A 20029-nucleotide genomic window follows, 5' to 3' on the forward strand; every position below is an offset into this window, starting at 1 on the left:
TGCGCGCCAGGCTGCTCTCGCTTCGCCTGGCCGAACTTCGCGAGGGAGTCTGGCTGCGGCCGGCCAACCTCGTCCGCGAGCTGCCCGTGGACCTGTCCGCCACCACACTCCAGTTCCGCCTCCGGCCGGTCGAGAACCCCGCCGACCTCACCGCTGAACTCTGGCCGTTGACCGAATGGTCGGCCCGGGGGCGCGCCCTGCTCGACGACATCGAAAACCCCGACCCGGCTGCAAGATTCGCGGTCGTGAGTGCCGCGCTCGACCTGCTCACCACCGACCCCGCGCTTCCCCCGGCGTTGCAACCCGACGACTGGCCGGTCGACGATCTCCGGGCAGAAACCTCGGCCTATCTCGCCTGGATCGGTCAACTCGATCCGTAGTCTGCTCCCGGCGCCGCCAGGTCAGGAAAGGACGACCGCGCGGGCGCCGTTCTCGCCGGCGCAGTAGTCGACGGCCTTGCCGATGTCGCCGAAATCGAAGGTCTCGGTGACCAACTGGTCGAGCAGCAGTGCACCGCGCTGGTAGAGCTCGACCAGCTGCGGGATATCGCGTTTGACGTAGGCCGAGCCGTAGAGGCAGCCCTTGACTGTCTTCCCGGACATGACCACATTGTTGAAGACTTCGTCGACACCGACACCGGGTCCCGCGCCGACGAGGACAGCGGTGCCACCACGCCGCGCCATCGCGACGGCCTGGTTGACGGTCTCCTGCCGACCGGCCACTTCGATGACGACATCGGCGCCCCGTCGACCGGTGAGTTGCTGGACCTTCTTGACCACATCGGGGCCCGCGGTGAGCGTGTGGGTCGCCCCGAGTTCGGTGGCCAGGGCGAGCCGGTCGGCGTGGACGTCGATGGCGATGATGGTGGTCGCACCCGCGATGCGCGCGCCTTGAACGGCATTGAGACCCACACCGCCGCAACCGATTACCGCTACCGCGTCACCGACACGGACTCCGCCGGTCTTGACCGCGGCGCCGAATCCGGTGAGCACTCCGCAGCCGAGTAGGGCGGCGGAGGCGATCGGTACCTGGTCGGCGATCCGGATGGCCGCTCCGGCGGGGACGACGGTGCGCTGGGAGAAGGTGCCGAGTCCACAGAACTGGCGCACCGGTGCGCCGTCGAGGCTCATCCGGGTGCTGCCGTCGGGCAGGGTGTGGGCGCCGAGCATGGTGCGCGGGCGTCCGCAGAGATGCTGTTCGGCGCGCTGGCAGTAGTAGCAGGTGCCGCAGGAGGCGAGCCAGGACAGGACAACATGGTCACCGACGCTGAGGTCGTCGATGCCGTCGCCGACCTCGGTGATGACACCGGCGCCCTCGTGACCGAGCACCAAAGGCAGTGGCGCGGGGAGCTTTCCGGAGAAGACACCCACATCGGAATGACACACGCCGGTCGCTTTGACATCGACGACGACCTCGCCGGGTCCTGGTGCGGCGATGTCGATCTCGGCGAGCCGCAGTGGCGCACCGGACTGTTCGAACAGGGCTGCTCGTGTCATGTGTTCGTCTCCGTTGTCGTGGTTTGCCCGTAGGTGGCGCGCAGAACGTTTTTGAGGACCTTGCCGTTGGCGTTGCGTGGCAGTTCGCCGACGACGTAGAAGTGTTTGGGCACTTTGTATTTGGCGAGCCGCTCGCTCAGCCAGGTACGCAGGGCGTCGACATCGACGGTGCTGTCTTCGGTGGCGACGACCAGCGCGGCGCCGACTTCGACATAGCGCTGATCCGGCACGCCGATGACGGCGGCGTCGGCGACATCGGCGTGGCCGGTCAGCACCATTTCGATCTCGGCGGGGTAGACGTTCTCGCCGCCGCTGCGGTACATGTCCTTGGCGCGTCCGGCGATGGTGAGAAAGCCGTGGGCGTCGATGCTGCCGAGGTCACCGGAGTGGCACCAGCCGTCGACGAAGGTGGCGCGATCGGCGTCCGGGCGGTTCCAGTAGCCGATGCTCACCCCACCGCTGCGCACACAGATCTCACCGACTTCGTCGACATCGGTGCGCGAGCCGTCGGGTCGGATCACCTTGATATCGGTCATGGCCTGGGGTGTGCCGATGCTGCTCTCGTGGCCGCGGGCCACGTCGAATTCCAGGCTGGTGCTGACCGCGCCGCCCTCGGTGAGGCTGTAGGACTGCACCAGTTCGACGCCGGGCAGCCGTTCCTCGAGTGCGTCGTAGACCCAGGGCATCACGATGTCGCCGCCGGTGACGATGCGCCGCAAGGTCTGCGGCACCCGATCGATGATCTCGTCGTTGCGCAGGAGGTCGAACAGCATGAACGGGTAGAGCAGCACATCGGTCGCGGCGTGCCGGTCGGCGACCTCGAGGAAGTTGTCGAGGGTGAAGTTGCCCGACGGGAAGGTGATCGCCGTGCCGTGGGTGGTCAGCGCGGGCAGCAGCAGGACCTCGAAGCCGCCGGCGTGGAACAGCGGTCCGCTGGTCTGGCAGACGGTATTGCTGTCGATGCGCCAGCGTTGGGCCTGGATCGATCCGATCCAGAGGGCATTGCCGTGGGAGAACAGTGCGCCTTTGGGGCGACCGGTTGTTCCCGACGAATACATCAGGGAGACCGGGTCTTCGGCACAGACGTCGGGAAAGTCGGCGGCGTCGGAGTCCTCGGCGGCGAAAACCGACAACGGCGTTGCCCAGTCGAAGTCACCGGTCTCGCCGCGCACGACGTAGGTGGTCACCGGAATGTGGTCGCGGATCGCGACGACAGTGGGGCAGAACTCGGCATCGAGCACCAGCACACCGGGGTCGGAATCGTTGAGTGCGAACTGCAATTCCGGTGCGGTGAGCCGCCAGTTGAGACGCACCGCGATGGCACCGACCCGGCCGATTGCCAGGTAGAGGGCAACGTAATCGGTGCAGTTGCGTAGCAGCAGACCGACTCTGTCGCCTTTCCGGACTCCTGCCTGTTGCAGGGCCCGCGCGTAGCGGAGCTCGGCGGCGCGCAGTTCGAGCCAGCTCAGGGCGGGCTCGCCGCCGAGTGCGACAGCGGGCCGGCTCGGATCGACGGCGGGCATCTGCGAAGCGATCGAATCGGTGATGTAGTTCAGGCTCATCCCCATGGGATGCTCCGGTGAGTGAGGCGGCAATGACTCATTCGTGGTGTCCTTGTCTGCTAGATGACCGCTCCGGCGGCGCGGAGGGCATCGATCTCGGGCGGGGCGAAGCCCCAGTCGATCAGTGCTCGGGTGGTATTCGTTCCCGCCGGGACCGAGGGGCCCTGCACAGCACCGGGGGTGCGGCTGAAGCGTGGCGCGGGGGCGGGCTGGAGGACGCCGTCGACCGGGATGAAACTGTTGCGCGCCAGCGCATGGTCGTGGCGCAGTGCCTCGTCCAGGTCGAGTACCGGGGTCACGCAGGCGTCGGTGCCCGCGAACGAGGACTCCCAGTCCGATCGCGTCCGGGTGCCGAACACTGCCGAGAGCCGGGACCGCAACTGCGGCCACCGGGCGCGATCCCACTGCGATTCGGCGAGTTCGGGTTCCAGTCCGAGGACGCCGAGCAGCGCGGCGAAGAACGCGGGCTCGATCGCGCCCACCGCCATCCAGCCGCCGTCGGCGGTTTGATACACGCTGTAGAAGGGCGCACCGCCGTCGAGCATGTTCGTCCCGCGTTCGAGCCCGTGCATGCCCGCCTGTCGCTGGCCGTAGAAGACGCTGCCGAGCAATGCGATGCCGTCGACCATCGCGGCGTCGACGACCTGCCCACGTCCGCTGCCTCGTGCTTCCCACAGGGCCGAGACCAGGCCCATCGCGAGCATCAGGCCGCCACCGGCGTAGTCGCCGAGCAGATTCAGCGGGATCGCGGGGGCTCCGCCCGCTGGTCCCATGGCGGCGAGCAGCCCGGACAACGACAGGTAATTCAGGTCGTGCCCGGCGGTCTGGCTCAGTGGTCCGTCCTGACCCCACCCGGTCGCCCGGCCGTAGACCAGCCGTGGGTTGCGGGCGAAGCACGCATCGGGTCCGACGCCGAGGCGTTCGGTGACACCGGGCCGGTTGCCTTCCAGGAGAGCGTCGGCCTGTTCGACCAGTCGCAGGACGGTTTCCACCCCATCGGGGTGTTTGAGATCAATGGCCACCGAGCGACGCCCGCGGTCGTTGACGAACGCGGGCTGGCGGCCGTTGCTCGCGCCCAGATCGGTGCGCAGCGACCCGACAGCGCTGGGCCGGTCGATGCGCAGGACCTCGGCGCCGAGATCGCTGAGCAGCATCGCACACCACGGTCCCGGTCCGAGCCCGGCCAATTCGATGATCTTGAGTCCGTGCAACGGGCCCATCGCTCGCGTCTCGGTTGTGGAATCGGTTTCGGTGGGCTGTGCCGACGGTTCACGAAGAGTCATGGGTTCACGCCCCGATGAGGATCTGCTTGAGTTCGGTGAACCCGAGGATCCCCTCCGGCCCCGATTCGCGGCCCCAGCCCGAAGCCCCGACACCGCCGAACGGGGCGCTCATCGCGGGCCCGAAGGAGTTGACGGCGACAGCCCCGGAACGGATTCGGCTGGCCACCTCGATGCCGACGGCGGTATCGGCGGTGAACACCGCGCCCGACAGGCCGAAGGCGGTGGCATTGGCCAGGCGTACGGCGTCGTCGAGGTCGCGGTAGACCTGTACCACGGTGACCGGACCGAACACTTCGCGCAGGACCAGATCGGAGTCCTCGGCCGCCCCGGTGAACAGGGTCGGCTCGTGGAACCACCCGGCATCCAAGTGTGCAGGACGGTTGCCGCCGGTGACCAGCTGCGCACCATCGGCCGTTGCCTTGGCGACGAAGTCCTCGGTGCGTTGTAATGCGGCTTCGTTGATCAGCGGACCCAGATGGGTCTTCGGCTCGAGTGGATCACCGATGCTCAACCGCTGCCATCCCGCGGCGAGCTGTTCGATCACTTCGTCGTGCCTGCGCTCGGAAACAAGGATTCGTGACAGCAGCGCGCACACCTGACCCGCGCCGTTGGTGGCGCCGGGAACGAGCGCCCGCAGGGTTCGGTCCAGCGGTGCGTCGTCGAGGATCAGCGCGGGTGACTTCCCGCCGAGTTCGAGCTGGGTCCTGGCGTAGCGTCCGTGTGTCGCGGCGAGCACGTCCTGGGCGGCGAGGTGGCCACCGGTGAGCGAGACCATCGCGACTCGTGGATCGCGGGTCAGCGCCTTGCCCACATCGACCGGGCCGCACACGATATCGACCACACCGGCGGGGAAGCCGGCGCGCATCGCGCAGTCGGCGATCAGTGCCATCGTCAAGTGCGATTCGGGCGCGGCCTTGATGACCACGGGACACCCGGCGAGCAGGGCGGGAACCACTTTGGACGCGATCGTGACCACGGGCCCGTTGTAGGGCAGGATCGCCACCACCACGCCGACGGGTTCGCGGCGCAGCAGTACTTCGCCGAGGTCGGACCCCTCACGTCGTTCGCGGAGTACGGCCTCGGCGCCGACGAGTGCCGAGCGCCACGCCGCGGTGGTGCCGAACCGGTGCAGTGCCCGGCCGTGGCGCACGGGCATCCCGGCCTCGACCGCCCACACCACATCCAACTCGGCGGAGCGTGCGTCGACGAGCTCGAACCAGCGGGCCGTCGCGGCGATCCGTTCGGCGAGTGGAGTCCGAGCCCACGCCTCGCGTACGGAGTCCGCGGCGTCTACCGCCGCGATCGCGTCTGCCACCGAGGGGTGCCGGACCTCGGCGACCGGCTTACCGGTCGACGGCGCGACAACGGTGTAGCCCTCACCCGTGGCGGGCCGAAACGCGCCGCCGATCAGCACGTCGCCGGTATGAGCGACGTCTACTCCGGAGATATCCACGACTCCACCTTCTGCCGGTGACGATCGCCGGCGTGCCGAACGGGTGCGGAAAATCTTCACGCAACCAGAAATTCTATTGGTGGCTAGATTATATATCTTATCTGTGGATGGCAAGGGAGCTGTCACACCACGGGAGCGCCGGGGAGGTTCGTTAGACTCGCCGCAGTGTCGGGACTGTTGCGAGCCCTTGGCGCATGGAGTTCGACAGGGAGGTTGATGATGAGCGCGCCACGCGCAGGCACTGACCCGGGTCATCTCGGCGCCGAGGTCACCGGGGAACCCGAGACCCGCGCCATGCGCAAACGCGCCGATCGTGTTCGCCTGATCGAACACACCGCGGCGCGTCTGTTCGCCGAATACGGCTACGAGGCAACCAACTTCGAAGCGATCGGCGCGGCACTCGACATGCGCGGATCGAGCCTCTACTACTACTTCCCGTCGAAGGAAGAACTCTTCCTTCGTTGCATGGAGCACGCGGCCGCCGAGGTGTTCCCGCGCCTGCGGGTGATCGCCGAAGCCGAGGGGACGCCCCTGCACCGGCTTCGCCGGATGTTTCGCGAGGAAGCCGTGATCACGCTGCGCGAATACCCCGAGTTCATACCGCTGTTCCTCAAGGTCCAGGTGCCGATCGAGGCGCTCGAACAGCGTCGCGACGAGCTGCGGCGCGAGCAGACCTCGATTTTTCGCGCCGTGGTCGACGAACTCGTCACCACACCGCAGGCCATCCCGGCCGATCGCTTGCACGTCACGCTGAATCTAGCGCTGGGCGGACTGTCCCTCATCGGCGAATGGTTCAAGCCCGGCAGTGATCTCGGTGTCGAGGATTTCGCGGACCAGGTCTCGCACACCCTGATCAGGATGTTCGTCGCCGATCCCGACTAGCGGGATCGGCGAGGTGACGGGATCTACGAATCCGTGACGGACTCGCGGGGTGCCGATGCCGACGGCGATTCGAGGGCGAGCGAGCGGGTGACCCGCATCAGCGCCACCGCGGTGATCGCCGCGATCAGGAGGGGAACGATGACGGCGAGGTACATCGTGCGCGGTGTCAGCACGCTCAACGCGTATCCGGCGATGATCGGCGACAGAATCGCACCCGCCCGGCCGACCCCCATCATGGCGCCGTACCCCTTGGCCCGGGCCAGCACCGGGTACACCGCGGTGGACGTCGCGGTGTACCCGGTGAGCGCCGCGTAGATCGCCGCGCCGAGCACGGCTGCCATTGTCAGCGCGACGGGCCCGCGCAGCGTTACCGCGAACACGGCGATCGCCACGGCGGCTACCACCGCGGTCACGGCCGCGATTCGCGCGCCGGCGAACTTCAATCCGATCGCGCCGAACGCGGTTCCGCCGATGACCGCACCCAACCCGATCATGATCCCGGCCAGTGCGCCGCTACCGGCGTCACCGCTCGCGTTCTTGATCAGCTGCGGAGTCCAGGTGCCGACGAAGTAGTAGGCGGCGGTCAACATCGAATAGCCACCGGCAAGCAGGATCGTCCGCACGCGCAACGTCTGTCCGAGCAGCGGTGGAGTGTCGGCGGTGACCACCGGTTGCCCGTCGGTGCTTCGGGAGAGGAAGTCGTCGGACTCCCGGAGGAAGACGGCGGTGACCACCAGTGACAGTGCGCCGAACGCCGCGCCGATCCAGAACATCCCCTGCCACGCGCCACCGACCCAGGTGATGAGTCCGGCTCCGGCGAAACCCGCCAGCATCGTGCCGATCGGATACCCGATCATCACGATGCCCAGTGCGATGCTGCGCCGATTCTCGGGGGTGCTCTCCTGGCCCAGCACGATGATCACCACGCTGATCGTGCCGATGGCGATGCCGGTGACGAAGCGAGTCAGCAGCAACGTCTCGAAGTTGAACGACAGAGCCGAGGTCGCGAGCCCGATCGTGTTGACCGCCAAGCCGATCAGCAGGATTCGTCGGCGGCCGTAGATGTCGGCGTAGCGGGCGAGCCCGATCGCACCGACCGCCATACCCGCGAGCGCGGCGCTGACCAGGTACCCCTTCTGGGAGTTCGACGCGAATCCCTCCGGGAGGTGTGGCATCGCGAAGCCCATCACCAGGACGTCGTAGCCGTCGAGCATGTTCAGGAACGCGCAGAACAGAACGACTGCCAGCTGGGTGGGGCGCATACCGATCGCGGTTGCCCAATTCTTCGGTGAACTCATCGGATCTCTCTTGCTCGGTGAGAAGGGTCGCGCGCTCCCCGCCACGCCATGAGGGCGAGTCGGAGCGGGCCTCGGGTGCGGGGGAGTGGGCGGTTCGGAACGGGATGCTGGGGGTGCGCTGTGAATCGACCCGGGAGCTGATCCCAGGAACAGAATACGAGATTATGCATGAAATTTAATGCACTTCGTTCGAAGTGCTTCACGATGAAGCCCGTGGGCGCTGAGGGGGAGTCCGGGGCCGGTGTACTTCGCGTCGCGCCGGTGTCATCGGACGATCCGTGCGTCATGACCCCGACTCTGCGCATCATCATCGCAGGTAGAGTCAAAATCTAGTCATTTGTTGAATATCGACTGGCCTGAAGATAGTATTCCGGTCAGCCCTGTGACCCAGGGCACAGGGTGGTAGAGCGGCAGCTCGACCCGCGTTCGGCCATGTTGGTCGACAGCCTTGGGAATGTATAAGCACAATATTTAATGCTGAATTGTATGCCTTTGCTAACAATTCTCAGCACCTCGACGCCGGCAAGACATTGGAGTCCTCATGGCAGCAACAAAGACCGTCCGTCGCGTGTGGGCGTTGGACGCGCCGACGCTCACCGTCGACTGCGGCATCCTGATGCTCGGATCGGGCGGTGTGCAGGAGACCATCCCCGCGCCGACATTCCTCATCGAACACGACGAAGGGCTGCTGGTATTCGACGCTGGGCTGGCCACGATCGGTGCCGGCGATCCGGCTGCCGCGTACGGGGAGATGGCCTCGGCATTCCAGATCGATTTCCCCGAGGCCTACCGGCTCGACCGGCAGATCGAAGCCATCGGTTACACCACCCGTGACGTCCGTCGGGTTGTGCTGTCGCACATGCACTTCGATCACACCGGGGGGCTCGACCTGTTTCCGCACGCGCAGGGCTTCATCGGCGCGGGCGAACTGCGCTACGCGAAGACGCCGTCGAATCTCGACGCGGCCTTCTTCCGGGAAGACGACATCGCGGCCGCGCAGAAGATCGCCTGGAACGAGGTGCCCGCCGGGTACGACCACGACCTGTTTGGCGACGGCAGCCTCACTCTGCTGTCGCTGCACGGGCACACCCCCGGCACTCTGGGCCTGAAACTGCGCATGCCCGACGAGAGCACGCTCGTCCTCACCAGCGACGCGGCGCACAAGTGGGACAACGTCGACCTGACCATCGGGATGCCCTTCGACGTCGACCGACCGAACAAGAACAGCTCACTACAGAAGATCAAACTGCTGTCCACTCAACCCGGAACGACAGTCTGGATCAGTCACGACCCCTCGGATTGGTCCGAGCTGCGGCCCGGTGGCTCGGAAATCACCAGCGCGGCAACGCTTCGGGGCAGCCGCTCGGCCGAGAGCGTTTCCGCATGAAGACAGTGGCAGCGGTGATCGACGAGGGCAGCACCGAACTCGAGTTGCGCGAACTGGAGGTCGACGAACCAGGTTTCGGCGAGGTCCACGTCAAGTTCGTCGCTTCGGGGCTGTGCCATTCCGACTACCATTTCATCGACGGTGTTCTCGGCGGCCGGACCCCGATCGTGCTCGGCCACGAAGGGGCGGGCATCGTCGAATCCGTCGGACCGGGCGTGACCAGACTGCAGCCCGGTGACCACGTCGTCGGCAGCTTCGTGCCCACCTGCGGTGCCTGCCGGTACTGTGCGACGGGCCGGTCGAGTCTGTGCGACATGGCCGCGGACACGATGAACGGCACCTTCCCCGACGGCCGTTTCCGCTACCACGACGCGCAAGGCCGGGACTACGGCAGCCTCTGCATGCTGGGTACGTTCTCCGAACGGGCCACGGTCATGGAGCGGTCGATGATCAAGATCGATCCGTGGATTCCGCTCGAAGTCGCCGTCCTGGTCGGCTGCGGGGTGCCGACCGGCTGGGGCACGGCCACCGAAGCGGGCGGGGTGCACTTCGGTGACGCGGTGGTGGTGTACGGAATCGGTGGCATCGGTATCAACGCCATCCAGGGCGCGGCGTTCGCCGGAGCCAAATTTGTCGTCGCCGTCGACCCGGTGGAGTTCAAGCGCGAAACCGCCCTGAAACTCGGTGCCACACACGCCTTCGCGACCGCCGAAGAAGCGGCGGCCAGCGTGCACGAGCTGACGTGGGGCCAGGGCGCCGATCAAGCACTGGTCACCGTCGGCGTCGTCGACGAAAAGGTCGTCAGCGACGCCTTCGACATCGTCGGCAAAGGCGGCACCGTGGTGGTGACCGGACTCGGTGCCCCCGAAGACCGCACCGTCCACGTCTCCGGTGCGGTGATGACCAAGTGGGAGAAGACGATCAAGGGTTCCATGTTCGGCACCCTCAACCCCCACCACGACATCATCAAGCTGCTGCGCCTCTACGACAGTGGCCACCTGAAGCTCGACGAATTGGCGACCCGCACCTACCGGCTGGATCAGATCAACGAGGGCTACGCCGACATGAAGGCCGGAAAGATCATCCGCGGCGTGATCCTGCACGGGAAATAGCCCGCGTTGCCGAACAATACGAAGGATATTCACATGGGACTTCTCGACGGCAAAGTCGCGCTCATCACCGGCGCGGCACGAGGGCAAGGCCGCGCCCACGCAGTGACCTGCGCACGCGAGGGCGCGGACGTGATCGTTGTCGATATCGCCGGCCAGCTGTCCACCGTGCCCTACCCGATGGGCACCGGCGACGAACTCGCCGAAACCGTGGAACTGGTCGAGAAACAGGGCCGTCGAGCTTTCGCTGTCGAAGCCGACGTCCGAGACCAAGCAGCGCTCGACCAAGCTGTCGCGCAGGGCATCGCCGCGTTCGGCAAGATCGATATTCTCATCGCCAACGCCGGGATCTGGACGCGCAAGCCGTTCTGGGAGCTCACCGATGAGGACTGGGAACAGATGATCGGTGTCAACCTCAGCGGGGTCTGGCGGTCGGCGAAAGCGATCGCACCGCACATGATCGAGCGACAAGCCGGTTCGATCGTGGTCGTCTCCTCGGCCAACGGGCTAGAACCGGGGATGAACTATGCCCACTATGTCTCCGCCAAACACGGCGTGATCGGACTGATGAAGAACATCGCCCTCGAGCTCGCGCCGCACGGCGTGCGCTGCAACGCCATCTGTCCCGGCGCCATCGACACCCCGATGATCGACAACCAGTCGGCCTATGACCTGTTCGCCGGTGGGCCGGGTGGCAACCGGGCTCATCTCGACGAGGGTGCCTACCACTTCAACGCGCTCAAGGCGACGTCGGTGCTCGACCCCCAGGTCATCGCCGACACCGCGCTGTACCTCAACTCCGATCTGGCCTCGGTAGTCACCGGGGCCGTGATTCCGGTCGACGCCGGTCACGGACTGCTCACCGGATTCAACCCGGTCCCGGTCAGGAGTTGACCGACAGCGACCTCTCTCTGGAGTCCGTGCAATTGCCGCGGACTCCCGTTGCGTCAGGTCGCGTCATCGACTGTCGGCGCTGCTGACCTGCGACGTCTTCGCCGGGGCTCGCGAGGAGCCTCGGGGATCCCCCATTGGGCGCAGGTCAGCAGGGCCACTTCGATGTCGAGCCTACGCTCGCCGAGTGTGTGGCTGAGCAACTCTTCGGCTTTGCGCACGTGGTAGTGGACGGGCACCCTATCGGCGGACAGGGCAGCCAACGCCACAAGTAACAACTAGCCGACTGCCGCGCCGAGGATGGCCAGCGCGTAGGGCTGAGGCCCCTACAGGACGTTCGAGCCGATGACATCGATCCTCCACGTACCGACTGCGGGAGCGCCGACTTCGACGACCTCGACATTGTTGGTCGAGTCCATCGTGAACCCGGCAACATGGTTTTCAGACCGAGTCCGAAGCGCTCGAAGGACAGCGGCTTTGCACTACGGGCGGGACTGTCAACACGTACCTTGAGCGGATTCGTACGAAGTACGCCCAGGCTGGTGGACCTGCCCCGACCAAGGCAGCCTCGGTCGCCAGCGCCGCTGACATCGTGGAGGCTCGCCGTGCCCGCCGGTCGCGACCCACGCGGGTCAAGATGGCGGTGGCTCCGTTGCACTGGGCGTGCGCGAGGAACGCACGACGCAATTCGTCGGGCTGGCTCGACATGCCGTGATCTGTTGCGTGCGCGATGACCTGCCGCGCATGGAGGCAGGGAAGAAGCCAGCGCAGGTCCGGCCTGTGGGTCCCCCGCAACGTTTGCTGCGCAAGCTCGCTTGGGAAATCGGTCGAGCGGGCCCGTGTCGACCCGACGACGTAGCACCGACACCGCCGTGTTCGTGGGGTCCATCGATCAGGGCAGGTCAGTCAGCTCTGGGACGCCACCACGGCGGCGGGGCGATGCCGGTGCGATGGGCGGCGACACGAAGATCGGTTTTGGTGTGCACCGCGTATCCGGCCGCCTCATACTTGCTCTTGACCCGGCGGAGGTAGATATTGACGGTGTTGACCGACAACTCCAGTACTTCCGCGATTCCGCGGGCAGTTTCTCCTGATGCCCACAACGCCAGAACGTCGCGTTCGCGAGGGCTCAGTTCGGGCTCGAACTCGTGAAGATCTGTGTCCGCTGTCGGAGTGGATCCGCTGACCGTGCCTCCTTGCGCTGCGGTCCAAATGGCGTTGGCGATCACCGCGTCCGCCTCGGACTTATAGACCACGCCCAGCACCCCCGTCCGCGTTGCTTCTCTGACGAGATCTGGCCGTGCTCCCGAGGTGATAACCAGTACTCGGTTGCCGGAATCGTTGAGCCTGGCAACGTTTTGGGCGGGTGTGGAACTATCGCCGAGGAGTAGCGCCAAGATCACCAGATCGAAGACCGAGGGTTCAGCAAGCAGAGCTGGGACCGAACGGTAGTGTGCCACCGTCGCTGTGACGGCGAAGTCGGGCAAGGTCGAGCTCAGACCACGCACCCAGATCGCATGGTCGTCGATAGCGGCAATCTGCAGGTGCTTGCGAGATGCGTTGGGCACGGTGCTCCTGTTCGAACGGCTGTGGAAGGTGCGCCCGTGGGTGGGGAAAACATACTGGCGCGCAGTGTGTTTCGGTGCGCGGTCGCCGCCAAGTTACGTCGACTCGCTGGTGTTTGCTCGATTGAAACAAACACAAAGATCAGGGTTGGTGGCGGATAGGGTAAGTCGGACCAATTAGTCACTGCCCTTATCGTGCACCGTGCAGTGGACCTGGAGTAGCAGTGCTCAGGGGCGTCGTTGCCCAAATCGCTCGCGGATGACTATGGCTTAGACGAGCTACAGAGGAGCAATCACTGTTCTAGGGCTACAGGGCGCGGGGCTTTGCCCGAGTGGGCTGCGAGCGGGAAGCCAAGCGCGATGCTCGGGTAGCCCGTCGGTCAAGCCCGTCAGCCGGTAGGCCGGCAGTACGTCCCCGGTGCGGCTAGACAGCAACGCCTAACCCAAGGATCATGCGCCATGGCCAATGTGTACGAAGCGCACTAACGATGTCACCTAAAACTGGCTACTGGTGAGATGTGTTGGTGCACAGCTAGTTTTGTCTACGGCCTGCGTGGGGCGGGGGTGCCGACGATAGCCGGGTGAGTGCAGACGCATCGGCCGGACTACGGGTGTCGAGCGAGTAGCCGTCGCTGGTTGGTGGGATCGAGTTGGTGAATTCAGAGGAGTGCCGTGGAAGACCGTCGTACGAGAGCAGCCGAATACCTGGATCAAATGGTTCGTGAAACAATTCCGACGGCGCCCATCTTGTCGGATGTACTCGCCGGTAGGCTTGAGCAGCAGGATATCGTCTTCATCGCTGTTCGCCACTACGCTGAGATCAGGACCTTCATCGACATCAAACTACCGAGCCGAATGCGCCTGTGTCCTCTCGAGGCGGCGTCGGCGAAGAAGTTCTTCGCTCACGTCTACCGCGAAGAGCAGGGCGATTTCGTTGCTGGTGCGGATCATGCCAGTCTCTTCGAGCGATTCTGCACCGCGCTCGACATCGGACGCGATGTGCTGGAATCCGAGTTCCAACGCTACTGGCCGAACTACCAGAATCTGTTGAACGAGCCACCTTCGCGGCAGGTCGTTCTGCGAGAGCTCGCGATCTCCTACGCATGGGAGTCGGTCGCGCCTCGAATCGCTGGCCCGCTGACCAAGTCGGTAGCAGCTGTCGTCGATCAAATGAAACTAGCCGGAACCTACCGTGACGCGGCAGAAGAGTATTTCGCTGAGCACATCGAGATTGACGAGTCCCACGGCAAGGAAGCGCTCGAAGCTCTTCTCGACTACGTCGATACCGACGAGGACATGGAGTTCGCCGGGGAGCACATCCGCCGAACCCTCACGACCGAGAACCCCTGGGTCCTGCCTCTGACATGATCGAAACCGGCCAGGGTGACAGGAACTGGGAAATATGGATGGGTTCGCCTCCGAGCATCTGCTTCGGTTCGGTTATTGGGTCATCTTCGGAGCTCTCGCAGCAGAGAGCACGCTGATCGCGGGCTTGGTCATACCGGGAGTGGCTGTTCTAGTCCTGGCGGGCTTTCTGGCTGGTATCGGGGAACTGTCGATCGGATTGGTGCTGTTCTCCGCTGCGGCCGGGGTACTTGTTGGTGATAACGGCGGATACCTTCTCGGCCGCCACGGGGTGACGCGGATACCCAGGGTGCGAAAGATCTTGCAAAACCGTTCGAACCATGCAGACTCGATTCGTGAAGGAATACGTTGGCGGTATGTCTTCTTTCAATTCCCGATGCCGTTGAGGGTCGCTCTACCTATTGTCGCTGGAGCAGTGTCGTTGAGTTTTCGTCGATGGATTGTCCTGGACTTGCTGGCAACTGTCATTTTCGTAACGGTGGTCGGCGGGATCGGTTGCGGTATCGGACTTGTAACAGGTCGCGTCGGTCAGGCTGACGTGGTCTCCAGTTATCTCAACTATGCATTTGCAGTGCTGTTTATAGTATGGGCGTCGGTATTCGGTATGAAGGCTCTGAAGGTATGGAAGTCGGGAAGGTGAAAAAAGTGGCCGAACGAATCGGACCGGTCTCGACTGAATTCCAGCGAACTGTTTTGGTGGCTCCACGCCGTAACGGCAACCTTGTACGAATCACTCGGTTGTCGCTGGGGGAGTCGCGTCCTGCTCTTATCTTTATTCCAGGTTTTCTTTCGACAGAATATACGTGGTCGGCAGTGCTGTCGCAGCTCGTCCAGGATTACGACATTCTGTATGTCGAGACGCACGAAAAGACGGCTCGCGGCCATTGGGGTGCTTCTGCCGCTGCATTCGAGATCCCCCGACTCGCGGCAGATCTGGGCGAGGCTCTCGCGACTGTTGCTGAGGTTGGGGCCTGCGGGGCTGTGGCGGCATCGACCGGCGCCAACTTGCTCATCGAAGCCGTCGCGGGAGCGGCACTACCCGAGCCGGCCTGGAGCGTGCTCGTGCTTCCTCACGAACGTGTCCCGTTTCCGGGCTGGGTTAGCTTGACCCGGCGCATGCGTGGATGGATGGTCCGGTTGTTGCAGACGACCATTGTGGCTGTACTCGAATGGAAGCGGCGGCTGATCGGCCTGACGAGGAAGCAGCGCGGGGCGTTGTATGCAACCCGCAGTGCTGAAGCGTTGGTGGTTCGTGCTGCGGCGCTCGAGTGGCGCAAATACCGGCTCGATCTGTCCAAGGTCGAGAAACTCCGCTCGCCGACGCTCGTGGTTGCGGCATCACAGGATCCGATGCACAGCGTGAACTCGGCGTGCACGATCGCAGGTCGCATCGACGCGACGTTTGTCGAAGTCCGCTCCTTCAAAGACGCCCATGATACGCCGCTAGTGGATGGTATTCGTGGGTGGAGATCGCAAATACAGGCAGGTGAGCAATGACAGAGAAGAAGATCTTGTCCTATGACGATATCCGAGTATTCGAGTCGGAATATCTTGCTGGGGGGTTCAAAAATGATGATATCCGAATCGACGCGATCGAGATCGACGGTGATTCCCTCAAGGCTAGTTGCTCGATGATCTCCCACTATATCCCGCCAGATGGAGCATTCCACCTGTCCGTCCCCATTGCATTCATGGCGGTCGCGCAGCTCGTTATCGCCTGGTCGCACATCGAAAATGGGCTGACGAAGAAGGAGTCCGAGGTGTGGTTGACCAGGTTCGACCTGCGGTGTGCCAAGCCTGTCACGAGCACCACCGGAATCTCGATCAGGATCGCGCGCACGGCGAAAAGGGCGATGAACGGCGGGGTGTTCTACCTCGGCAATATCGATATCGGTGACGGTTCGTTTAAGGGGAAGGCGTCATTCTTCCTGCCGTTGATCGCTGGGGTGGCAGCGCTGTGAAAATCTGATGGAGGGAGCGTACCTTTCGTGGAGTATCGATATTCTTGCCCTTGTTCGAGGAAAGATTGTATTCGGCGAGGTTGATTCGATCACTCATAAGGATGCACTTCATCGGCGGAAGTCCATGACCAACCGCGGAACTGGCTACCGGCCCCCGCGATAACGGCTGATAGAGAGATCGCCAATGAACGCCAACGAAGTTGATTCGGACGTATTCCCGATATTGCTTCGCCAGACGCGCGACAGGATCTGGGAAGCTAGCAAGCAGGGTCCGTTTTGGCAGCTGGCTACATCGAGCGAGGGGCTGAATCCCCGCCTGTACGCCCTAGTTCTTCGCGAGTTGTACTTCTGCATCCGGCACGCAACCCAGTCCCTCGGCATCGGAGCAATGCTGTGTCAGACCGGTGAGTACGAGATCGCGCGCTTCGCGTACCGTCACGCGGCAGACGAAGTCGGCCACGAGCATCTGATCGCGGCTGACCTGGTGGCGTTGGGGACAGAGCCGGGGTTTCTCGACGTTGATCCGCTCCTCGACACCCAAGCTTTCATCGGCTACACCTACTACCTTTCGATGCACCGTGGAGCTCGGTCGCGACTTGGAATGACCTACTGGGCAGAGGGAAGCTACGGCAATTTCGGCTCACTGCTGACCGCGTTACCTTCTGCTCTGGGGCTGACTCCGAGTCAGTGCACCTTCCTGACCTCACACGCAATCCTCGACGTCGATCACTTCCGAGCGGTCGAGTCGATGATCGACTCGACCTGTACGACTCGGGAGGCGCGGGACTCTGTGATGACTACGCTGGAAACCTCCTTGGTGCTGTTCGGTCGTGTGCTCGATGGTGTCGCCGAGGTGTTCAGGTCGGGTTCCGCAGAGCGCATCTTCAAACAGTCTTCTGGCGCGTCGTAGCCGAACTCGACTTGGATGGCTGCCGCCGGGTGCCAATGCGAGTGCAGTGGCCATTGTCCCGACGACGTCGGTGTTGTTCGGTGGGTTGTACTCCAGCCGCCGCTCTACATTCACCGACTGGCGACACATCGCTGCGCGGGGCAGAGACAGGAGTGCTACGTTGCGTGGAACAGTCAGGAGGCGCTGCGGATCGGCGTCCATCTAGTCGCGGCCGGATGTGATTTGGCACCATGGCACGGATGGCCTGATGGCCTCGGCGCGCGAGGCACTGGAACACGACGACGCCGGCCAGGCAGCTAAGGATGCGGTGTCGTCGAACATCACCATCGTCAGGTCGTCGGGCCTGAACCAGCCGAAGGGGTCCTCCAGAGTCCTGACTTGCTCGACGGAGTCCGCGATGGCCACGTACTGGTGGTCGGGTGTTGCTGTGGCTCCGCGAGATGGTCGTCGACGGGGAGATCGGTCAGGATGGCTTACCACGGCTCGTCGGTCACCACATGCAGTGGATGTCCTTGCCGCAGCGGAATAGTGGCGACAGCGACTTCGGCTGCCACGGTGCCGATGAGGTGCAAGTCTGGTGGTATGGCGGTCATCGGCTGATGGATGTGGCCGGTGCCGAAATCGAGTTCTTGGTCGGCTTCGGTGTCGATAGCCTCCGAGGTCTGCGTGGTGTTTGCTTGAGCACATCAGACACCCGAAGCGTGCTGTCGGTCGCGTCACAGCAAATTCATCGGCGAGACCGATCAGGGCCGGCAGTTCGGATTCCGCAGTCGGGCCACCGCGTCGACGGTGTCGGCGTCGCAGCAGATCATCATAGCGCCGGGCTAGTGCAGACGCCGGGCGAGGTCGAAGCAGGGCTGGCTACCATGCCGGTGACCAGCACCCACGCCGCAGTCACGGCTGAATCTCGTTGTGGGCGGACAACATCGGCGTCTACAAGTCGGCGTTGGCTCTGTGTCAGGCGTTCGTAACCCAGACTGGGATCTTGTCCCAGGTCATGGCGTAGCGGCGGTCGGTGCAATGGTGATCGGGCTCCCGGGTCACGCGATCAGACTCCGCGCCCATCGAAACCGAGGTCGCGAATTGCTCTGGCAGCAAGGTGATTAGGTGCCAGACTTCGCCTATGCAGTCGAGTCGCCGCGGGCACGGTGAGCAGGGCACTGCGATCGGCGCCTGTGCCGCTGTCACAGCCATCATGTCCCGAACGAGGCTTCGGCTCGACGGAAGGTTGCTTGACGAGCACTACGATGACGGGGTCAAGCCGGAACCTGATAGTCCGGTCTCCGGCTCAGCAGGGAACCTCGGGGATCGGTGTTCGCCATCGGAGGAAGTATCGGGTTGGACAGAACGATCGGTGTGCGTGAGCCTGCAGTAAATGCGGAACTTCAAAGCGAACGGATTACGATGATGCACTGAATATCCCAGGTTCAGGTGTCCGCGTCCGCGAGAGGTGAACTGAGTGAAGCGTCGGCTTGGCCCTGATGGTATTCACATGTTCGACCGTGCGACCGGCTTGAACGTACTCGTCGACGAGGTGCTGGTCGCGCAGGACGCCTGGTCGGAGGCACCGCGGCAGGTGTCGATCGCAGTGACGAATGCTTGCGATTTCTCTTGCGAGTACTGCTACGCGCCGAAGCACCGTGCACATCTGGACCCGCAGCGGCTGTGCAAGTGGATGCTTGAGCTGGATGGCGCTGGTGCGCTCGGCGTAGGGTTCGGTGGCGGAGAACCAACTCTGTACCGTCACATTCTTGAGGTGTGTACCTTTGCCGCCGAACGTACCGGGCTCGCGATCACAATGACGACCCATGGGCACAGATGGGATGCCGATCTAGTGGCACGGCTGAAGGGGGCGGTCAACTTCGTGCGGGTCAGTGTCGACGGTGTCGGATCGACCTATGAGAAACAGCGCGGTCGCAGCTTCCCCGCGCTCTGCGAGCGACTAAGCGCAATCACTGAGGCCTTCCCTATTGGGCTCAACTGTGTTGTCAATGCTGAAACCATCGGACAGCTCCCTGCGGTCGCGGAACTGGCAGCCGACTACGGCGCTGCTGAACTGCTCTTACTGCCAGAGCGGCCAACCGGTATCCGATCGGGTGCGGCCGGTGAAGTTTTGGCCCGACTGGAGGATTGGGTGCTGTCGTACGCTGGATCGGTCCCGCTGGCTGTTTCCCAGGATGCGGCGATGTCGCTACCGATCGCTGTGGCTCTGCCGAACGAGATTGGGTTGAGGTCGTATGCGCATATCGACGCCAACGGCATCGTCCGCGCGACGTCGTACTCGGCGTGCGGTGAGCCTGTAGGCGAAGACGGTGTGCTGATAGCACTAGCCCGGCTCGCCGCGGCGGATGCCGCATGAAGGTCTGGAATGGATACGGGACCGAGCACTCGATGAACCTGGTGATGATCGGGCAATTCGAGGACGCCAAGTCGGCGACGGCAGCCAAGGATGTAATAGACCAGCTGACCCGGGCGATCGAAGCCCAGCAGTCGGACGGTCGTCTAATTTTCGGCGACCCTCCGGAGGAATTCAGCGAGGACTTGCTGCAGTTGCTGGTCGACTTGAATATCCACAGCCTGCACTACACCGACATCGAGCAGTTTCTCCACGAGGTCAGGGTCGTGGTCGAGCGGGACAAGATAGTGATCACTACCGACGAGGTCGATGTCATCGCGTTTATCAAGGTGCTCCTTCACCGAGGCGCGAAGCTCGAGATTTACTCCGGGCACCAGCACAAGGGCACAGGGCATGGGCGGCCCACATGAGCAGGCCCGTCGCACCGAACGAAAAATGCACCAGATCGACAATTTTCTGAGTCTTGATCATCGAGGCGAGGTAATTTTCGACCGATCAACGACTTCACCCC

The 20029-nt window shown here is 63.8% G+C and carries 17 protein-coding genes and 1 pseudogene; 12 read left to right on the forward strand and 6 right to left on the reverse strand.

What is annotated here, in order from left to right; translation table 11 throughout:
- A pseudogene (locus ACFTS5_RS07160) lies at nucleotides 1-380 on the forward strand (PaaX domain-containing protein, C- domain protein); the annotation flags it as partial.
- Nucleotides 381-401: 21 nt separating this feature from the next.
- On the opposite strand, the gene ACFTS5_RS07165 reads toward ACFTS5_RS07160, so the two are convergent.
- The 4 genes from ACFTS5_RS07165 to ACFTS5_RS07180 are packed head-to-tail and all read right to left on the reverse strand — an operon-like array spanning nucleotide 402 to nucleotide 5794.
- The gene (locus tag ACFTS5_RS07165) at nucleotides 402-1496 is read right to left on the reverse strand and encodes a Zn-dependent alcohol dehydrogenase (protein WP_378628384.1); all 1095 of its coding nucleotides are present in this window, start codon (nucleotides 1494-1496) and stop codon (nucleotides 402-404) included.
- On the reverse strand, nucleotides 1493-3064 hold the full coding sequence (locus tag ACFTS5_RS07170; RefSeq protein ID WP_378628386.1) for a class I adenylate-forming enzyme family protein: 1572 nt from the start codon (nucleotides 3062-3064) through the stop codon (nucleotides 1493-1495). The genes ACFTS5_RS07165 and ACFTS5_RS07170 overlap by 4 nt, the downstream gene beginning before the upstream one ends.
- A gap of 53 nt (nucleotides 3065-3117) precedes the next feature.
- Nucleotides 3118-4341 (reverse strand): CaiB/BaiF CoA transferase family protein, encoded by a 1224-nt coding sequence (locus ACFTS5_RS07175; RefSeq protein ID WP_378628387.1) that lies wholly within the window; start codon nucleotides 4339-4341, stop codon nucleotides 3118-3120.
- Between the two features lie 4 nt (nucleotides 4342-4345).
- Nucleotides 4346-5794, reverse strand: coding sequence for an aldehyde dehydrogenase family protein (locus ACFTS5_RS07180; protein WP_378628389.1), 1449 nt, complete (start codon nucleotides 5792-5794; stop codon nucleotides 4346-4348).
- Between the two features lie 219 nt (nucleotides 5795-6013).
- Between ACFTS5_RS07180 and ACFTS5_RS07185 the strand changes: the two genes are divergently transcribed.
- On the forward strand, nucleotides 6014-6676 hold the full coding sequence (locus tag ACFTS5_RS07185; RefSeq protein ID WP_378628390.1) for a TetR/AcrR family transcriptional regulator: 663 nt from the start codon (nucleotides 6014-6016) through the stop codon (nucleotides 6674-6676).
- Between the two features lie 23 nt (nucleotides 6677-6699).
- Here the strand turns inward: ACFTS5_RS07185 and ACFTS5_RS07190 are convergent, their stop codons facing one another.
- Nucleotides 6700-7974: an MFS transporter gene (locus tag ACFTS5_RS07190; protein ID WP_378628393.1), complete on the reverse strand. Its 1275-nt coding sequence runs from the start codon at nucleotides 7972-7974 to the stop codon at nucleotides 6700-6702.
- Nucleotides 7975-8515: 541 nt separating this feature from the next.
- On the opposite strand from ACFTS5_RS07190, the gene ACFTS5_RS07195 reads away from it, so the two are divergent.
- The 3 genes from ACFTS5_RS07195 to ACFTS5_RS07205 are packed head-to-tail and all read left to right on the forward strand — an operon-like array spanning nucleotide 8516 to nucleotide 11364.
- Complete coding sequence (locus ACFTS5_RS07195) at nucleotides 8516-9361, forward strand: N-acyl homoserine lactonase family protein (protein WP_378628394.1); 846 nt, start codon at nucleotides 8516-8518, stop codon at nucleotides 9359-9361.
- Nucleotides 9358-10473: an NDMA-dependent alcohol dehydrogenase gene (locus tag ACFTS5_RS07200; protein WP_378628395.1), complete on the forward strand. Its 1116-nt coding sequence runs from the start codon at nucleotides 9358-9360 to the stop codon at nucleotides 10471-10473. The genes ACFTS5_RS07195 and ACFTS5_RS07200 overlap by 4 nt, the downstream gene beginning before the upstream one ends.
- A 33-nt stretch (nucleotides 10474-10506) precedes the next feature.
- Entirely contained in the window at nucleotides 10507-11364 is an 858-nt protein-coding gene (locus ACFTS5_RS07205; protein WP_378628396.1) for a mycofactocin-coupled SDR family oxidoreductase, read from the forward strand.
- Between the two features lie 899 nt (nucleotides 11365-12263).
- On the opposite strand, the gene ACFTS5_RS07210 is transcribed toward ACFTS5_RS07205, so the two are convergent.
- Complete coding sequence (locus ACFTS5_RS07210) at nucleotides 12264-12929, reverse strand: LuxR C-terminal-related transcriptional regulator (protein WP_378628399.1); 666 nt, start codon at nucleotides 12927-12929, stop codon at nucleotides 12264-12266.
- Between the two features lie 669 nt (nucleotides 12930-13598).
- Between ACFTS5_RS07210 and ACFTS5_RS07215 the strand changes: the two genes are divergently transcribed.
- From ACFTS5_RS07215 to ACFTS5_RS07245, 7 genes are all read left to right on the forward strand, one after another.
- Complete coding sequence (locus tag ACFTS5_RS07215; RefSeq protein ID WP_378628401.1) at nucleotides 13599-14294, forward strand: iron-containing redox enzyme family protein; 696 nt, start codon at nucleotides 13599-13601, stop codon at nucleotides 14292-14294.
- Between the two features lie 34 nt (nucleotides 14295-14328).
- Nucleotides 14329-14931 carry a DedA family protein gene (locus ACFTS5_RS07220; protein WP_378628402.1) on the forward strand — a complete coding sequence of 201 codons (603 nt, stop codon included), beginning with the start codon at nucleotides 14329-14331 and terminating at the stop codon, nucleotides 14929-14931.
- Nucleotides 14913-15788, forward strand: coding sequence for an alpha/beta fold hydrolase (locus ACFTS5_RS07225; RefSeq protein ID WP_378628404.1), 876 nt, complete (start codon nucleotides 14913-14915; stop codon nucleotides 15786-15788). The genes ACFTS5_RS07220 and ACFTS5_RS07225 overlap by 19 nt, the downstream gene beginning before the upstream one ends.
- Nucleotides 15785-16252, forward strand: a complete 468-nt coding sequence (locus ACFTS5_RS07230; RefSeq protein ID WP_378628405.1) for a hypothetical protein — start codon at nucleotides 15785-15787, stop codon at nucleotides 16250-16252. Before ACFTS5_RS07225 ends, ACFTS5_RS07230 begins: the two co-directional genes overlap by 4 nt.
- Before the next feature lie 184 nt (nucleotides 16253-16436).
- The gene (locus tag ACFTS5_RS07235) at nucleotides 16437-17162 is read left to right on the forward strand and encodes an iron-containing redox enzyme family protein (RefSeq protein ID WP_378628407.1); all 726 of its coding nucleotides are present in this window, start codon (nucleotides 16437-16439) and stop codon (nucleotides 17160-17162) included.
- A 1492-nt stretch (nucleotides 17163-18654) separates the two neighbouring features.
- Nucleotides 18655-19521, forward strand: coding sequence for a radical SAM protein (locus tag ACFTS5_RS07240; RefSeq protein WP_378628409.1), 867 nt, complete (start codon nucleotides 18655-18657; stop codon nucleotides 19519-19521).
- Entirely contained in the window at nucleotides 19518-19928 is a 411-nt protein-coding gene (locus ACFTS5_RS07245) for a DUF6375 family protein (protein ID WP_378628412.1), read from the forward strand. Before ACFTS5_RS07240 ends, ACFTS5_RS07245 begins: the two co-directional genes overlap by 4 nt.
- Nucleotides 19929-20029: the final 101 nt, after the last annotated feature.

The organism is Nocardia sp. NPDC056952 (assembly GCF_042674185.1).
Classification (GTDB): Bacteria; Actinomycetota; Actinomycetes; order Mycobacteriales; family Mycobacteriaceae; genus Nocardia.

Bases quoted from the DNA above. Each gene is read 5' to 3' on its own strand.
- ACFTS5_RS07220 (WP_378628402.1), top strand. From the start codon at position 14,329: ATGGATGGGTTCGCCTCCGAGCATCTGCTTCGGTTCGGTTATTGGGTC.
- ACFTS5_RS07170 (WP_378628386.1), bottom strand. From the start codon at position 3,064: ATGGGGATGAGCCTGAACTACATCACCGATTCGATCGCTTCGCAGATG.
- ACFTS5_RS07240 (WP_378628409.1), top strand. From the start codon at position 18,655: ATGTTCGACCGTGCGACCGGCTTGAACGTACTCGTCGACGAGGTGCTG.
- ACFTS5_RS07190 (WP_378628393.1), bottom strand. From the start codon at position 7,974: ATGAGTTCACCGAAGAATTGGGCAACCGCGATCGGTATGCGCCCCACC.
- ACFTS5_RS07185 (WP_378628390.1), top strand. From the start codon at position 6,014: ATGAGCGCGCCACGCGCAGGCACTGACCCGGGTCATCTCGGCGCCGAG.
- ACFTS5_RS07165 (WP_378628384.1), bottom strand. From the start codon at position 1,496: ATGACACGAGCAGCCCTGTTCGAACAGTCCGGTGCGCCACTGCGGCTC.
- ACFTS5_RS07205 (WP_378628396.1), top strand. From the start codon at position 10,507: ATGGGACTTCTCGACGGCAAAGTCGCGCTCATCACCGGCGCGGCACGA.
- ACFTS5_RS07230 (WP_378628405.1), top strand. From the start codon at position 15,785: ATGACAGAGAAGAAGATCTTGTCCTATGACGATATCCGAGTATTCGAG.
- ACFTS5_RS07225 (WP_378628404.1), top strand. From the start codon at position 14,913: ATGGAAGTCGGGAAGGTGAAAAAAGTGGCCGAACGAATCGGACCGGTC.
- ACFTS5_RS07175 (WP_378628387.1), bottom strand. From the start codon at position 4,341: ATGACTCTTCGTGAACCGTCGGCACAGCCCACCGAAACCGATTCCACA.
- ACFTS5_RS07195 (WP_378628394.1), top strand. From the start codon at position 8,516: ATGGCAGCAACAAAGACCGTCCGTCGCGTGTGGGCGTTGGACGCGCCG.
- ACFTS5_RS07200 (WP_378628395.1), top strand. From the start codon at position 9,358: ATGAAGACAGTGGCAGCGGTGATCGACGAGGGCAGCACCGAACTCGAG.
- ACFTS5_RS07245 (WP_378628412.1), top strand. From the start codon at position 19,518: ATGAAGGTCTGGAATGGATACGGGACCGAGCACTCGATGAACCTGGTG.
- ACFTS5_RS07235 (WP_378628407.1), top strand. From the start codon at position 16,437: ATGAACGCCAACGAAGTTGATTCGGACGTATTCCCGATATTGCTTCGC.